This window comes from Staphylococcus sp. 11262D007BW (assembly GCF_053547815.1).
This window is the reverse complement of record NZ_JBPWPJ010000001.1, coordinates 1,425,564-1,441,844: the sequence shown is the minus strand read 5'-3', so window position 1 is coordinate 1,441,844 and position 16,281 is coordinate 1,425,564. Positions and strand designations below refer to the sequence as shown.

General features: G+C 35.7%; 12 protein-coding genes. 9 read left to right on the top strand and 3 right to left on the bottom strand.

Features of this window, described 5'->3' with window-relative positions; translation table 11 throughout:
• Positions 1-451 precede the first annotated feature (451 nt).
• Entirely contained in the window at positions 452-1,738 is a 1,287-nt protein-coding gene (ltrA, locus tag ACEE93_RS07165) for a group II intron reverse transcriptase/maturase (RefSeq protein ID WP_449156320.1), read from the top strand.
• Positions 1,739-2,342: 604 nt separating this feature from the next.
• Here ltrA and coaW read toward each other — a convergent pair.
• Together coaW and ACEE93_RS07155 are read right to left on the bottom strand one after the other, a co-directional pair.
• The gene (gene coaW / locus ACEE93_RS07160) at positions 2,343-3,140 is read right to left on the bottom strand and encodes a type II pantothenate kinase (RefSeq protein WP_449156066.1); all 798 of its coding nucleotides are present in this window, start codon (positions 3,138-3,140) and stop codon (positions 2,343-2,345) included.
• A gap of 98 nt (positions 3,141-3,238) precedes the next feature.
• Positions 3,239-4,831, bottom strand: a complete 1,593-nt coding sequence (locus ACEE93_RS07155; protein WP_449156065.1) for a BCCT family transporter — start codon at positions 4,829-4,831, stop codon at positions 3,239-3,241.
• Positions 4,832-4,976: 145 nt separating this feature from the next.
• Between ACEE93_RS07155 and ACEE93_RS07150 the strand changes: the two genes are divergently transcribed.
• The 4 genes from ACEE93_RS07150 (at position 4,977) to glpT (ending at position 10,519) form a co-directional block, all read left to right on the top strand.
• Complete coding sequence (locus tag ACEE93_RS07150; RefSeq protein ID WP_449156064.1) at positions 4,977-5,837, top strand: GNAT family N-acetyltransferase; 861 nt, start codon at positions 4,977-4,979, stop codon at positions 5,835-5,837.
• Positions 5,838-6,132: 295 nt separating this feature from the next.
• Positions 6,133-6,687, top strand: coding sequence for a DNA-directed RNA polymerase subunit delta (rpoE, locus tag ACEE93_RS07145; protein ID WP_449156063.1), 555 nt, complete (start codon positions 6,133-6,135; stop codon positions 6,685-6,687).
• A 427-nt stretch (positions 6,688-7,114) separates the two neighbouring features.
• Positions 7,115-8,722: a CTP synthase gene (locus ACEE93_RS07140; RefSeq protein ID WP_449156062.1), complete on the top strand. Its 1,608-nt coding sequence runs from the start codon at positions 7,115-7,117 to the stop codon at positions 8,720-8,722.
• A 438-nt stretch (positions 8,723-9,160) separates the two neighbouring features.
• On the top strand, positions 9,161-10,519 hold the full coding sequence (gene glpT / locus ACEE93_RS07135; RefSeq protein ID WP_449156061.1) for a glycerol-3-phosphate transporter: 1,359 nt from the start codon (positions 9,161-9,163) through the stop codon (positions 10,517-10,519).
• 87 nt (positions 10,520-10,606) lie between these two features.
• Here glpT and ACEE93_RS07130 read toward each other — a convergent pair whose 3' ends face one another.
• Positions 10,607-11,128: a DUF2529 family protein gene (locus ACEE93_RS07130; protein ID WP_449156060.1), complete on the bottom strand. Its 522-nt coding sequence runs from the start codon at positions 11,126-11,128 to the stop codon at positions 10,607-10,609.
• A 271-nt stretch (positions 11,129-11,399) separates the two neighbouring features.
• On the opposite strand from ACEE93_RS07130, the gene fdaB reads away from it, so the two are divergent.
• The 4 genes from fdaB (at position 11,400) to ACEE93_RS07110 (ending at position 15,857) form a co-directional block, all read left to right on the top strand.
• Complete coding sequence (gene fdaB, locus ACEE93_RS07125) at positions 11,400-12,272, top strand: class IIb fructose-bisphosphate aldolase FdaB (RefSeq protein ID WP_449156059.1); 873 nt, start codon at positions 11,400-11,402, stop codon at positions 12,270-12,272.
• 298 nt (positions 12,273-12,570) lie between these two features.
• Positions 12,571-13,836, top strand: coding sequence for a UDP-N-acetylglucosamine 1-carboxyvinyltransferase (locus tag ACEE93_RS07120; protein ID WP_449156058.1), 1,266 nt, complete (start codon positions 12,571-12,573; stop codon positions 13,834-13,836).
• Positions 13,837-13,882: 46 nt separating this feature from the next.
• Positions 13,883-14,218, top strand: coding sequence for a winged helix-turn-helix transcriptional regulator (locus ACEE93_RS07115; protein WP_449156057.1), 336 nt, complete (start codon positions 13,883-13,885; stop codon positions 14,216-14,218).
• Between the two features lie 208 nt (positions 14,219-14,426).
• Positions 14,427-15,857 carry an aldehyde dehydrogenase family protein gene (locus ACEE93_RS07110; RefSeq protein WP_449156056.1) on the top strand — a complete coding sequence of 477 codons (1,431 nt, stop codon included), beginning with the start codon at positions 14,427-14,429 and terminating at the stop codon, positions 15,855-15,857.
• Positions 15,858-16,281 lie beyond the last annotated feature (424 nt).

Below are 16,281 nucleotides of genomic sequence, written 5' to 3'. Positions count from 1 at the left end.
GGAACTGTTAGCGAAGGACAAGGGTGTCCACTGCGAAGTGGAATCTGAAGGAAGTCGGACGCAAACACTCGCACTGACGAACAGAAACATCATACTAAGGCTATGTAGAATGGATGAATCTGCTATACAAGATAAAGTCCTATACTACCCGAGTTCTATATAGTAAATGATGTGGTGACATGAGTGGAAAGAGGTTACACCTTACCCGGGGAGGTCTCATAAGCGATTCGTAGAATCGTAGTAACAACGAATTATGAGAAATCAGCAGAAGTCATAGTAGGTATAAACATATCGAAGGACTGAACAATATTAAATACAAAGTAAAGAATGGAGGTTATAGATTTACGGTGTGCAGAAAACGGTTTATACCGGCAACTTATAGAAAGATAAGTAGTGGAACGAAAAAAGGATATATAAGTGTGTACAGTAAATCTTAGGTGAAATGAAAGAAATGTATCGTGAGTCTCCATCTTTGATGGAACTTGTTGTAAGACCAAACAACATTGAAAAAGCAATTAAGAAAGTGAGAAAGAACAAAGGTGCACCTGGAATTGATGGTATGAGTGTTAGTGACTTGAATAGGCACTTCTCGCAGTACTTTCCTCAAATTCGAAAGAAACTGCTTGATGGTACATACAAACCACAAGCAGTAAGGAAAGTTGAAATCCCAAAATCAAATGGGAAAAAACGAGTGTTGGGTATTCCTGTCGCAAGAGATAGAGTTATCCAACAAGCCATTAAACAAGTCATTGAACCTAAAATTGACCGTACATTTTCAAATCACAGTCATGGTTTCAGACCAAATCGTAGTACAGGTACTGCATTGAAGCAATGTGCATTATACTATGAAGAAGGTTATTCAGTCGCAGTCGACTGCGACTTAAAACAATGTTTTGATATGTTAAATCATGACAAGTTAATGTATCTATTTGAGCGTCATATCCAGGATAAAACTATTTCTAAGTTCATTCGTAGAAGTCTACAAGTTGGTGCCATTGACCTCAATGGTAACTACAAGAATAAAGAAATCGGTGCACCGCAAGGTGGCGTTATATCGCCGCTATTATGTAACATCTATCTGCATGAATTAGATAAAGAACTGGAAAAACGTGGACATCGTTTTATTCGCTACGCTGATGACTTCGTCATCTTTGTGCGTTCAAAACGAGCAGGCCAACGTGTTATGGAGAGTGTGACAAAATTCATCGAAAAGGATCTTAAACTTATTGTAAATAAGGAAAAGAGCAAGGTAGGTGCAGTCACACGTTTAAAGTTCTTGAGTTGTCTAATGACCAAAGTAAATGGCATTTATCGTTTCAGACCGACTATGGAAGCAAAAAGAAGTTTAAAACGCTCCTTAAGACGCCTAACGAAACGAAATAGACCAGGTACCTTCAGACAGATTATAACAGAAATCAATCAAGTGACTCGAGGGTGGATAAATTATTTTGGTAGAGGGTTTATTAAAGGCTTTTTAACAAAAGTACAATCATGGCTAAACCGTCGTATTAGACAACTGATTCTTAAAAGATGGAAGAAAACGAAAACAAAATACAAAATGTTACGTAAATATGGACTTGACCATGATAGCGCAATGAGAGTTTCACAATCACGTAAGAAGTATTGGCGACTCTCAAGTGTAAAAGAAGTCCATCGTGCGCTTACAACAAAACAACTCTACGAGTGGGGACTAATACCTTTAGTCCACCTCGCAGAGCTGGCTTACGCAAGATATTGAACCGCCGTGTACGGAACCGTACGCACGGTGGTGTGAGAGGACGAATAACCAAATAATGGTTATTCTCCTACTCGATTAAATTCATGTTATATCAAACATAAAGCGTTCTTTCGAAATGTTTTTAAGAGTATTTTTGAAATCCCCAATTCCTCATTTATATTAAATAGCCTTTATTATTTACGCTTATATTTGCATGAGCAATTACATTTTATAAAATATTGTAAACAAATAGAATGTTTTATTTTCAATTTAATGGTATATTTAAGTAAATTATAGCGTGAGGTGTAGATTAATGTATATTATGGGGTTAATTCTGGTAGGTATCATATTAGCAGGAATAGGTTTTGGAATAATGAAAAAGTTTTATGATAAACAATAAAAAGTTTATTAGAGTTTTAGAAATAAGATGGTTAATGAAAGAGAAGGTGTAGTTACACTATATTATGTTTATCGCCTTAATAAATAAGCGTCTCACATAGATTGCAAAATCGTTTATGTGAGACGCTCATTTTTATTTTAGAAAGGTTCGCCTGCTCGCTGGCACTCGCATGCATAACGTGCACTAATCTCACTATGTTCGAAGTGCACGTAATTGTCCGCACTTTTATAAATATAATGTGCCGAGTGCGCCTGCGTAGGCTCCGTTGTGTAAATAATGTGGTTTGAAACCTCTTAAAATAGTATAGTTGGTCACGACTTCTTGAAGTAGTGGATTTTGATTGAAAGAAGAACCAATGTATACCACATCTTCTACATTATGTTCACGGGCTACATGAATGGCGACAGTGGTTAAACTCTCACCAACAACGCCGATAAGTGATGCTAGTTTATCGGCATCAGTAAATGTTTTGTCTAAATTAAGCAATACATGTCCGAAGTTAGCTGCTGTGAGTTCTCCCGAAATAGGCGGCGTATCATTTTTGTAGATATGTTTAACTTTTAAATCGATAATGTCGCGATTTCCTTCTAGCGCAAGTTGGGTGAGTGTTTCATAATCTTCTATATTTGTGAGTAAGTAGCCTAAACCACGAATCATGCCGCCGCCTGTACCAATACCACCAACACGTTTTTGGCCTTCCTCATCTGAATAGTGTAAAGATGTCCCAGTACCAACATTAGTGAAAATATAGCGATGAATATCAATATTTTGTTCTTTTAGCAACATTTCAACGCCTTTATCTGCAGCGTCAAACTCAATATAAGACTTTGGATTACAATCAATATAATTCGATAATACTTTGGCATTGCCGCCAGTAACGTGTATATCTTGACAAGGTAGCGTGTTCAACCACTCTGCCACTTGTTGAATTTCTGTTGCAAGATAAGTGCGATAAGTCCGCTCGCTTTGATCTTCTATTGCGACTTTGATGAGTGTTCCACCAGCATCAATTCCAATACGCATGTCATGTCACCTCAAAAAATAATTTGCCTTATTAGTATATCGATAAAATTGTAAAAAACAAGGAGAAATTTTCGACAAATTCGTTAAGTGACCCTTCATTACATTTCATTATCATGTTCACGTTCTTCAATGGTTTTTGAGAAGTCTTTTTCATCTTCAATATGTGACATTTTAAAGTGTCTTGTATGTTCTCGACGTAAGGCATTCATTAGCGAGAAAATCATTAATAATAATATGATTGAAAATGGCAGACCTGTTACGACAGAAGCCGTTTGTAAACTTGTTAAACCACCAGCAACCGTTAGCGCAACAGAAATCGCACCAATGAGGATGCCCCAAACCATTTTATGTTTTTTACTTGGATTTTCGACACCACCTGTCGCCATACCTGAAACGATATGTGTTGTGGAATCGGCACTTGTAATTAAAAATGTAAAAATCAAGATAATCGCAAGACTACTTGTGACTTCATACAGTGGAAATTTACTTAATAATTCAAATAGCGCAATGGTGTAATCTTGGTCGACAATTTTTTCAATTTGATCATTTTTCGTTAAAGCCCAATTGATGGCTGTGCCACCAAATCCTGCAATCCATGTAAAAGAGATAAAAGGTGGAATGAGCAGGACGCCGATAACGAATTCTCGAATAGTACGACCTCTAGAAACACGTGCGACAAAGCCGCCTATGAAAGGTGACCATGAGATAACCCATGCCCAGTAAAAGACTGTCCATTGTTGAATCCAGGAATTATCCCCTGAGTATGGATCGATGCGTAAACTGTATTGAATAAAATGCGTTAAATATTCACTGATTGAAGCGGTAAATGTTTCAACAATAAAACGTAAATCCCCAAAAATTAGAATAAAAATAAGTAATAACGCTCCAATAATAATATTTAAGTTACTCAACCATTTGACGCCTCGATTAATGCCAGTTAACGCTGAACCTAGGAAAATCACTGTCATGAGTAAGGTAATAATAATTAAAGTTAAAGCGTTGTTCGGAACTGAAAATACATGTTCCAAACCACCACCGATTTGTAAAATACCTAATCCAATAGACGTTGCTATACCCATTACAGTCGCGATAATGGCTAAAATATCGATAATATTTCGAAAAGGGCGACGGTACGTTTCACCAAAAACAGGTTCCATCGCTGTTGAAATAAGTCCGTCACGATTTTTACGAAATTGAAAATAAGCGACAATTAATCCACTAATAGCGAAAATAGACCACTGAGAAATGCCCCAATGGAAGAAAGTATATCCCATTGCTAGTCGTGCTGATTCTTCCGTTTGTCCTTGTACTTCATTAGGAAAGGGTGAATGGAGATAATGTGTTAGCGGTTCAGCAACACCCCAAAACACAATTCCGACACCTAAACCAGCTGAAAATAACATACCAACCCAAGATATAAATGAAAATTCAGGTGATTCGTTATCGCTACCGAGTTTGAAACGGCCATAACGTGAAATAGCTAAAAAGATTAAAAAGATATCTAAAACGAAAACGATGATTAAAAAGAGCCATCCAAAATTAATAGCAATGGCATCATATGTACTTTGTGCATAGGCACCAAATCGTTTTGGAAATATCGCAGCAAGTAGTGTTAAAATTAAAATAATTGTGAATGAAATGGTATAGACCAAATTTCGATTCTTTTTCTTTTGTGTTGTTTCTTTTTTCATCCTATCCCCTCTTTTATGCTGTTATCTATTTTGTTTACCCGTTCTAATTGCTAGAATGCGTGATACTGCATTTTTGTGTTTAATTTTTGGAAAATTAGTGTAAAAACTAAATAACTTATTAAAGCAAAGGAATGGGTAAACTAAAATGACAAAAAGTAAACACTTTGATGATATTACTATACAATTGTTTGACGAGCAATACCGCGAGGCTTTAAATCATTTTGAACTGAGCGAGCGTCAACAAATTTATTCTTCTTTACCTAAAGAAGTATTAGATGATGCATTAAATGATAAGGATAGAGTGGCTAATGTTGTGACGAATGAGGAAGGGGACGTAGTAGGTTTTTTCGTGCTACATAAACACTATCAACATGAAGGCTACGACACACCTAAAGAAGTCGTCTATATTCGTTCTCTCTCAATTAATGAAGCGTATCAAGGCAATGGGTATGGAACGAAAATTATGATGACGATACCTGAGTATGTGCAATTGATATTCCCTGATTTTAACCATTTATATTTGGTTGTGGATGCTGAAAATGAAGCGGCATGGAATGTCTATGAGCGTGCCGGCTTTATGCATACGGCTACAAAAGAAGAGGGACCTATTGGAAAAGAACGTTTATACTACTTAGATCTCGACCATAAATATGTATCATCTTTAAAATTAAGATATAATGAACACTCTGAAAGTAGTCCAATCAATATAGTAGATTTATGTTTAGATCATCAAAAAGTAGGATTTATTGCGATTGAAGCATTTGAGGAACGCTTAATTATTCGCTCACTTTACGTCTATGATCAATATCGCGATACAGGTATAGCGCAAAATGCTTTAAGACAATTAGCCACGTATGTACGCAAAAACTTCAATGATATCAAAGTAATCGAAATGACTTTATTCGGTCCAAGACACCGCTTAAAACCGTTATTTGAAAAAAGTAATTTTGTAGAAACCATTTCAACGAGTGATTTCATCACATTTGAAAAATACATTAACTATTAAAAATATAAAATGGATGTCTTTAAAAATGGTAAAAGTAAGAGATAAGGCGTTTGGTTTTTAATAACATTTCTCTAAATAGAAACGTTTTGAATTTTCATCGTCTTCCATTGCGAAATTATGAACAGTCATATATAATCTAATTCTGTTGGAAGTATATTTTTAGTAGTTGATGTGAACAACGTATCATTTTTTAAGATAAAAGTTTTTGAGAAAAGACAATGATATTGAAGTTAAGCTACCGTTTTGTGAATAAACTCTATATCATTGAAGTCAATCTTGAAAGGAAGATGCACGGATGAAGTTACAAGATTATACAAAAGAAATGGTAGATGAAAAGTCATTTATCAATATGACTTACAAATTATTAAAAGAAAAAAATACAACAATGAATCTGTATGATATTATCGATGAATTTAAGCGTCTTGGTGGATATGAAGACCACGAAATTGAGAACCGCATTGTTCAATTCTATACAGATTTAAATACAGATGGTCGTTTCCTAAGTGTGGGCGAGAACATTTGGGGATTACGCGATTGGTATTCTGTAGATGATATAGAAGAAAAGATTGCACCAACTATTCAAAAATTCGATATTTTAGATGAAGACGACGAAGAAGATAAAAACTTGACGTTGTTAGGTGAGGATGATGAAGAAGGCGATGCCAATATTCCTAACGAAACAGACGATCAAGAAGGTTTAGAAGATCCAGAAGATGAACATGTAGAAGATGAAATTGAAGAATCTGATCTAGTCGTTGAAGATGATGATATCGATGAAGAATATGATGACGATTATGAAGATGAAGCAGACAACGAAGACGACGAAGAAGAGGAAGCATCATACGAATAAGAGGTATGTATAAAAGTTTAGTTCGGTATAAAAATGATTGACTTTTATACTCAACGTGATAGAATTTTATTCGGGCTCCTTATAAAAAGGACGAATATATTAATGTGTACGTCTTAAGATGAATAGATCTTAATTTTTAATATATCAACTGATATTCAGTTTGACGTAAACGTTCCCCTTACAATATCAACATTGTGAGCGGGAACTTTTTTATTTGGATGTGGTTCATCGATACTGTCATTAATAGAAATGATAGAAATCAAAAAAGCTAAAATTAAAGCAATGAAGTATCAGTAATGAAGAAACTGACAACACAGACATTTGTGAAATTTTTAGTAGTAACGTGTGAAAAGATAGGTCGATGTCATAATTAAGTAGAAAAATCACTATTTTATTATTTATATTGAGTTGAGGAGGCAATAAATTTATGACTAAATTTATTTTTGTAACTGGTGGTGTTGTATCCTCTTTAGGTAAAGGGATCACGGCCGCTTCACTTGGACGTTTATTAAAGGACAGAGGATTAAAAGTCACAATTCAAAAATTTGACCCTTATTTAAATGTGGATCCAGGTACGATGAGTCCATATCAACATGGGGAAGTATTTGTGACAGATGACGGTGCGGAAACAGACTTAGATTTAGGACACTATGAACGTTTTATCGATATCAATTTAAATAAATATTCTAACGTGACAGCTGGTAAAGTGTATTCTCACGTCCTTCAAAAAGAACGTCGAGGCGATTATCTTGGCGGTACTGTTCAAGTCATTCCACACATTACGAATGAAATTAAATCTAGACTATTATTAGCTGGTGAAAGTACAAATGCGGATGTTGTCATTACAGAAATTGGTGGCACAACTGGTGATATCGAGTCACTTCCATTTATCGAAGCGATTCGTCAAATTCGAAGTGATTTAGGTCGTGACAATGTAATGTACGTACACTGTACCTTATTACCATACATTAAAGCTGCTGGGGAAATGAAAACAAAACCAACCCAACATAGTGTTAAAGAATTAAGAGGACTTGGTATTCAACCTGATTTAATTGTGGTGCGTACAGAATATGAAATGGGTCAAGATTTAAAAGACAAAATTGCTTTATTCTGTGATATCGATAATAAAAGTGTCATTGAATGTCGAGACGCTGAATCACTTTATGAAATTCCGCTTCAATTAAATCGCCAAGGCATGGATGATATTGTTATCAATCGATTAAACTTGTCTGTTGAACAAGATGCGCAATTAGATGAGTGGAATCATTTATTGAACATTGTTAATAATTTAGAAGGTAAAGTTACAATTGCGTTAGTCGGTAAATATGTTGCTTTACAAGATGCTTATTTATCAGTTGCAGAATCATTAAAACATGCAGGATATCAATTTATGAAAGATATTGATATTCGTTGGATTGATTCAAGTGAGGTAACAGATGAAAATGCCGCATCTTATTTAAGTGATGTCGATGGTATTTTAGTACCTGGTGGCTTTGGATTTAGAGCAAGTGAAGGTAAAATCTCTGCGATTAAGTATGCGCGTGAAAACAAAATACCATTCTTTGGTATTTGTTTAGGTATGCAACTAGCGACAGTTGAGTATGCGCGTCACGTTGTAGGTATGCATGATGCACATTCTGCAGAGTTAGATCCAAATACGCCATTCCCAGTAATCGATTTATTACCAGAACAAAAGGATATTGAAGATTTAGGTGGTACACTACGTCTAGGTTTATACCCATGCTCAATTAAACCAGGCACATTGGCAGATAAAATCTACAATCAATCTGAAATAGAAGAAAGACATCGTCATCGTTATGAGTTTAATAATCATTATCGAGAAAGATTAGAAGAAGCAGGTATGATTTTCTCAGGAACAAGTCCAGATGGTCGTCTAGTCGAAATGGTGGAAATAGAAGATCATCCATTCTTCCTTGCTTGTCAATTCCATCCAGAATTTTTATCTCGCCCAAATCGACCACAACCTATCTTTAAATCCTTTATTGAAGCAGCAGTTAATCAACAAAATAAATAATATGTTCAAAAGAGGTTGGGACAAAAGCGTTCAGGATTTGAACAGAAGCAAACGAAGCGCTAAAATTGTTTTTCAAATTTTGGCGAATCGTGAACTTTCTGCCGAAAATCCTGCTTTTGGGACACCGTTAATCGGTTTTCCAGAGCATTAGCGCTTTATGTCTCAGCTCTTTTTTTAGCTTTAATGTGGTACTTTCGTCAAAAATCTCACTATTTCACTCGCTAATAAAGTACCCAGATACTATACTTTATTGGCTTTTGTTTATATGAATAAAAATTATATTGACATATGCTTTAAATGTTCATAAAATTTATTGAGATATTAAAATCAATATCAAATACTTAATGAGAAAATGAGCTTCCAACTTGTTGAGTACAAAGGTTTTATGGTGTGTTCATTTACTCAAAAACAACGAGGATAGGAAAAGGAGGATGGGTGATGTTTCAATTTTTAAAGCCACCTAAATCAGCACCAAGCGTATCGGAAGATCGTGTTGATGATACATATAAGCGATTACGCTTACAAGTGTTTATTGGTATTTTTATTGGTTATGCTGGTTACTATTTATTGAGAAAGAACTTTTCAATGGCGATGCCTTACTTAACTGAAGAAGGCTTTTCAACAGGTCAATTAGGTATTGCATTATCTGCTGTCTCTATTGCTTATGGGATTAGTAAATTTGTAATGGGAACAGTGAGTGACCGTAGTAACGCGAGGACATTTTTAACATTAGGATTGTTATTAAGTGCGATTGTGAATTTGATGGTTGGTTTTATTCCAGCATTAACATCAAGTATATTGATCATGTTTATCATGATGTTTTTAAATGGATGGTTTCAAGGTATGGGATGGCCACCATCAGGTCGAGTACTCGTGCACTGGTTTAGTGTCAGTGAACGTGGTAGTAAAACGGCTATATGGAACGTAGCGCATAATGTCGGTGGCGGATTAATGGCGCCAATTGCGACGTTAGGGATTACTGTAGTTAGTTTATTTGGCATTAGTTATTTAAAAGGTTATGAAGGTGTATTCATTTTACCTGCCATTGTTGCCATTATTTTGGCAATTTTAGCTTATTTCTTAATTCGAGATACACCACAATCAGTAGGATTACCTACAATTGAATCTTACCGTAACGATTATCCGACTAAAGAAAGAAATACGTTAGAAACGGAATTGACAACAAAAGAAATTTTATTTCAATACGTACTCAATAATAAATGGGTTTGGGCTATTGCGATTGCCAATATCTTTGTGTATTTTGTGCGTTATGGCGTGCTGGATTGGGCACCGCTATATTTAAGTGAAGAAAAACAATTTGATATTAGCAATTCAAGTTGGGCTTACTTTTTATATGAGTGGGCAGGGATCCCTGGTACACTTGTATGTGGATGGTTATCAGACAAGGTCTTTAAAGGTAGAAGGGGACCAGCTGGATTTATTTTTATGATTGGTGTCACAATTGCCATTGTTGTTTATTGGCTTAACCCACCAGGCAATCCACTTATTGATAACTTAGCCTTAATTACAATTGGGTTCTTAATTTATGGACCGGTTATGCTCATCGGCTTACAAGCGTTAGACTATGTACCTAAAAAAGCAGCTGGAACAGCAGCAGGGCTTACAGGATTTTTCGGTTATTTAGGTGGCGCAGTGATGGCTAATATTGTATTAGGGTATGTTGTAGAATATTTCGATTGGAATGCAGGCTTTACATTATTAACAATCATCAGTATTTTAGCGATGGTTAGCTTTGTATTCACTTGGAATAAACGTGGACAAGAAGTCGTTAAATAATACGCTAAAGTAATCAAAATTAAGGTTGGGACAAGAGCATGAACGCTGTTGTTCCAACCTTTTTTACGTCACATTTTAATCATTAAATTATAAATCTAAATCTTTAATCATCTCTACCATTTGAGTGTAGATTTCATAATAAATGTAGTGGAATGCGATAGCATGAGGTGTAACCACTTTTTCAAAATCCTCGGTATAAACGATAGGGCGCGGGGTAGATAAATCGATAAAGTGTACCAGATGATCAGGTAAAGTTGTAGATTTCGGTTTATTCGTAATAACGACAATATCACGATCATCTTCAATTAATTGCGTTAAATCTTGCTCCATTGCCTCATCGAAGTAAGGGCTGAATAATAGCACACGATCAGTACTATCGAGTTGATCAAAATGATCTAAATCATCTAATGCTTTACTTTTTTTCAAATGCTCTGAGCTATGCATAATATATGATTCAAAAGGTTTAAGGTCACCATAACCTTTCACATAAACATAGCCTTCACCGCCGATTGCTTGAATTAAACTTTGTGCTGCCATTTGGATATCCAAATCTTGCGCTTCTAAGCGATTGAAAACGCCGGTTAATTGTGTGGATAACATTTTAGACAATGAAATCCCTCCTATTTTTAAATAAATAATTAGTTTGTAAGTCTATATACGTCACTTATTGTATTAAATTTAAATTTAACATTCAAATATATGTTTAATTAATGATTGAAAACTCAGGCGTCACCACACACGAAAAGAAGAGCTAGAAAAAGTTTTGAATTTATTCACAATTTTTTATAATTTAACCGATTTAGTCATGCAGAAGTTGTCTAATTTTGGTATAATTTCAGTATAAAATATTCGTGCTTCATGCACCATAGGAGGAACTTTCATGCCTTTAGTTTCAATGAAAGAAATGTTAATCGATGCAAAAGAAAAAGGTTATGCAGTAGGACAATATAACTTAAACAATTTAGAGTTTACACAAGCAATTCTTCAAGCTTCTCAAGAAGAAAATGCACCGGTCATTTTAGGAGTATCTGAAGGTGCCGCTCGATATATGGGTGGTTTCTATACAGTTGTAAAAATGGTCGAAGGATTATTACATGATTATCAAATTACTATTCCAGTAGCGATTCATTTAGACCATGGATCAAGTTTTGAAAAGTGTAAAGAAGCGATTGATGCTGGCTTTACATCAGTGATGATTGATGCGTCACACGAAACTTATGAAAACAACGTTAAAATCACATCTAAGGTGGTAGACTATGCGCATGAACGTGGTGTGTCAGTCGAAGCGGAATTAGGTACTGTCGGAGGTCAAGAAGACGACGTAGTTGCTGATGGCGTAATCTATGCGGATCCAATTGAATGTCAAAACTTAGTTAAAGCAACAGGAATTGATACGTTAGCACCTGCTTTAGGTTCAGTGCATGGACCTTACAAAGGTGAACCAAACTTAGGATTTAAAGAAATGGAAGAAATTGGTGCTTCAACAGGATTACCACTTGTCTTACATGGCGGCACAGGTATTCCAACACATGATATTCAAAAAGCGATTTCTTTCGGTACGGCTAAAATTAATGTAAATACTGAAAACCAAATTGCATCAGCTAAGCGTGTACGCGAAGTATTAGATGAAAATAAAGACATGTATGATCCGCGTAAATATTTAGGACCAGCAAGAGAAGCGATTAAAGAAACAGTGAAGGGCAAAATTAAAGAATTTGGTACATCTCAAAAAGCGGACTATATTAAAGGTTAGTCAGTGGCGTTTATTTAGAGTGTTTTGAGGTAAAGAATAGAGACATACCTTTCTTTATCGTTTATATGAACTTTATAAAGTTAAATGAATTGAGAACGGAGTGGAAAGTTGAAAGTGGGGGTTTCCATTTCGTTCTTATTTATTTAACTTTTATATGTGATAAATCATTTATCTTTTAGGGTTGTCTAAATATTGGAATTGAAAAACAGTGCCTTTGCAATTTTGGCACGAGTACATTATAATGCTTTTAATGTAGTATTTTATGTAGAAATGAGTAAGGGAAAAGGAGTTCAATGACATGGCACAAGAAGTTATTAAAATTAAGGGTGGTCGACCTTTAAAGGGAAAGGTCGATATCAGTGGTGCAAAAAATAGTTCAGTTGCGATTATTCCTGCATCATTAATGGCTACAGAGCAAGTGACTTTAAAGGGCTTGCCGAAAATTTCAGATGTTCAAACGCTAGTCAGCTTATTAGAAGATTTAAACATCAAAACGACTTTAGAGGGAACAACACTCCAAATTGATCCAACTCATATTCAAAATACAAGATTACCTAACCATAAAGTAGAATCATTGCGTGCGTCATATTATATGATGGGCGCAATGTTAGGTCGTTTTAAAAAGTGCGTTATTGGACTCCCAGGAGGATGCCCGCTCGGACCACGACCAATTGACCAACACTTAAAAGGGTTTAAAGCTTTAGGTGCGACAGTTGATGAAACTGATGAACATACAATGAAACTTGAAGCGGATCAACTTGTAGGGGCTAACATCTATTTAGATATTGTTAGTGTGGGAGCTACAATCAACATCATGCTAGCGGCAAGTCATGCTGAAGGGCAATCTATTATTGAAAATGCTGCTAAAGAACCAGAAGTGGTGGATGTAGCTAACTTTTTAAATAGTATGGGAGCTCAAATTTCTGGTGCTGGAACAAGTACAATTAAGATTAACGGTGTTCAATCTTTAAAAGGTGGCGAACATACCATCATTCCTGACCGTATTGAAGCAGGTACTTATATGTGTGTTGCTGCAGCTAAAGGTGAACGTGTTGTAATTAACAATATTATTCCGAAACACGTGGAGCCACTCACAGTGAAGCTTAAAGAACTTGGCGTCGGCATCGAGTTAGGTGATGACTACGTGGTGGTGCAATCACGTGATGAATATAATAGTGTGGATATTAAAACACTGGTTTATCCAGGTTTTGCCACAGATTTACAACAACCAGTTACGCCGTTATTATTTTTAGCAAATGGCCCAAGTTTTGTAACAGATACAATTTATCCTGAACGTTTTAAACATGTGAAAGAATTACAAAACATGAATGCGTCTATCACTTCTGATAGAGGCACAGCAACGATTAAACCTTCAGAATTAACAGGCGCCGATGTATACGCTAGTGATCTTCGAGCGGGGGCTTGCTTAATCGTAGCGGGACTGATTGCAAATGGTGTGACAACAATTTTTAATGTAAGGCATATATATAGAGGTTATACTGATATTGTTCAAACATTAAAACAATTGGGTGCAGAAATATGGACTGAAACAGTCGATGCCTAATCATAAATGTTGTTATCATATCGTATTTTTTTAAGAGGTGATAACTATGGAAGTATGCCCATATTTAGAAGAAACATTTAAAGTGCTAGGGCGTAGTTGGAACGGTTTGATTTTGCATTACTTATCAAAGTGTCCTAATCAAAAAGCCCATTTTTCTGAGATGAAACGGGATTTAAAACCGATCACAAATAGAGCTTTGTCACTCAAAGTGGCAGAATTAGCTGAAGCGGGATTGCTTACGAAAGAGGTTATATCAGAGAATCCACCTTCAGTATGTTACCATTTAACAGATAAAGGCATGGAATTAGCGAAAGCGTTAAAACCTCTAGAAGATTGGGCGCATAAGCATATCCAATTAGATGATACTCCAAAAACGAGTTAAATTATAAATAACGACAAGCTATGGCATACATTTAAAAGTATGTCATAGCTTTTTTTAATTGGTCGCAATGCGTTTTGTACTTAAGCGTAAAGCGTTTTAGCTATTGAATAATAGGTCGAAATAATTGCATAACGAGTGATAAAACGTTTATCCTGATTCCCTAACGGTTATAAAATAACTAACAAATTATTTAGAGGAGTGTCAGTTCATGAGAGATCAAGTAAGACAATATATTAATGGCGAATGGATTGATAGCGCAAGTGGCGAAACAATGGAAGTCATTAATCCAGCAACAGAAGAAGTTATTGGCCACATTGCGAAAGGTAACAAAGAAGACGTCGATAAAGCTGTAGAAGCAGCACGTAATGTTTATGTTGAATTCCGTAATAAGCCAGTAAAAGAACGTCAAGCACTTCTTGGAAAAATTGTTGAAGAATATAAAAATCGTAAAGATGATTTAATTGAAGCAATGACATTAGAATTAGGATCTCCAGTAACGAAATCTGAAGAAGTTCATTATCAAATGGGATTAAATCATTTCCAAGCAGCGTATGATGCATTAGATAATTTCCAATTTGAAGAACAACGCGGAGATAACTTAGTTGTTAAAGAAGCGATTGGGGTTGCAGGATTAATTACACCTTGGAACTTCCCAACTAACCAAACATCACTTAAATTAGCAGCCGCATTTGCAGCAGGTAGTCCAGTAGTATTAAAACCATCTGAAATGACACCATATGCAGCAATCATTTTAGCTGAAATCTTTGATAAAGTAGGCGTACCTAAAGGTGTATTCAACCTTGTTAATGGTGACGGTGAAGGTGTAGGTAACCCACTTACTGAACACCCAGATGTACGCATGGTTTCATTTACAGGTTCTGGTGCAACTGGTTCAAAAATCATGGAAAAAGCAAGCAAAGACTTTAAAAAAGTGTCATTAGAATTAGGTGGTAAATCACCATATATTATTTTAGATGACGCTGACATTAAAGAAGCGGCTAAAGCAGCAGTTGGAAAAGTTGTAAATAATACTGGTCAAGTTTGTACTGCTGGTACAAGAACAATCATTCCAGAATCAATGAAAGATGACTTTTTAGAAGAAGTTAAAAAAGTAGTGAGTGAAGTTAAAGTAGGAGACCCTCAAGATAAAGAAACAGAAATGGGTCCAATCGTGAGCGAAAAACAATTTAACCAAGTTCAAGATTATATTCAAAAAGGTATCGATGAAGGTGCGACACTATTCTATGGTGGTGTTGGTAAACCGGACGGCCTTGAAAAAGGTTACTTCGCTAAACCTACAATCTTCACAGATGTTGATAATAAAATGACAATTGCGCAAGAAGAAATCTTTGGACCTGTTATGTCAGTTATCACTTACAAAGATTTAGATGAAGCAATTGATATTGCAAATGATACAAAATATGGTCTTGCAGGCTATGTTTATGGTAAAGACACTGAATCATTGAAAAAAGTTGCTCGTTCTGTAGAAGCGGGTACAATTGAAATCAACGAATCAGGTCGCACACCTGACCTACCATTCGGTGGTTATAAACAATCAGGCTTAGGTAGAGAATGGGGCGACTACGGTATTGATGAATACCTTGAAGTTAAATCAATCACTGGTTATTATAAAATTTAATCATGTATTTAAATGAAGATGTTGGGGCAGAAGTATTTATACTTTTGTCCCAACTTTTTTAGGTTATATAGGGGTTACTATTGTTATTAAGGTTCACTTGCATAACGAACACTAAATTACTTCGCTCAAAGTGCACGTAATCACATTGAATCCTGAGCGCAATTGTCCACACTTTGTATAATCCGGTTCCAGAAAGCAGAAATTTCAACAGAACTACGCAAGGCGCAAAGATTAAAGAACAATCTTCGCTTCTTGCTTGATTCTTCTCAATTTCTAAACGCTTTCTTCCACACTTTGTATAATCCGGCTCCAGAAAGCAGAACCCTCAACAAAAATCCCAGGGCGCATAAATTTGGAAAACAATTTCTGCTTCCTGGACGATTTTGCTCAGGTTCAAAACGCTTTCTTCCACACTCTTTGTGTT

Excerpts from the sequence above, each read along its gene's own strand:
- ACEE93_RS07110 (WP_449156056.1), top strand. The coding sequence starts at position 14,427 with ATGAGAGATCAAGTAAGACAATATATTAATGGCGAATGGATTGATAGC.
- glpT (WP_449156061.1), top strand. The coding sequence starts at position 9,161 with ATGTTTCAATTTTTAAAGCCACCTAAATCAGCACCAAGCGTATCGGAA.
- ACEE93_RS07120 (WP_449156058.1), top strand. The coding sequence starts at position 12,571 with ATGGCACAAGAAGTTATTAAAATTAAGGGTGGTCGACCTTTAAAGGGA.
- ACEE93_RS07155 (WP_449156065.1), bottom strand. The coding sequence starts at position 4,831 with ATGAAAAAAGAAACAACACAAAAGAAAAAGAATCGAAATTTGGTCTAT.
- rpoE (WP_449156063.1), top strand. The coding sequence starts at position 6,133 with ATGAAGTTACAAGATTATACAAAAGAAATGGTAGATGAAAAGTCATTT.
- coaW (WP_449156066.1), bottom strand. The coding sequence starts at position 3,140 with ATGCGTATTGGAATTGATGCTGGTGGAACACTCATCAAAGTCGCAATA.
- fdaB (WP_449156059.1), top strand. The coding sequence starts at position 11,400 with ATGCCTTTAGTTTCAATGAAAGAAATGTTAATCGATGCAAAAGAAAAA.
- ACEE93_RS07115 (WP_449156057.1), top strand. The coding sequence starts at position 13,883 with ATGGAAGTATGCCCATATTTAGAAGAAACATTTAAAGTGCTAGGGCGT.
- ACEE93_RS07150 (WP_449156064.1), top strand. The coding sequence starts at position 4,977 with ATGACAAAAAGTAAACACTTTGATGATATTACTATACAATTGTTTGAC.
- ACEE93_RS07140 (WP_449156062.1), top strand. The coding sequence starts at position 7,115 with ATGACTAAATTTATTTTTGTAACTGGTGGTGTTGTATCCTCTTTAGGT.
- ltrA (WP_449156320.1), top strand. The coding sequence starts at position 452 with ATGTATCGTGAGTCTCCATCTTTGATGGAACTTGTTGTAAGACCAAAC.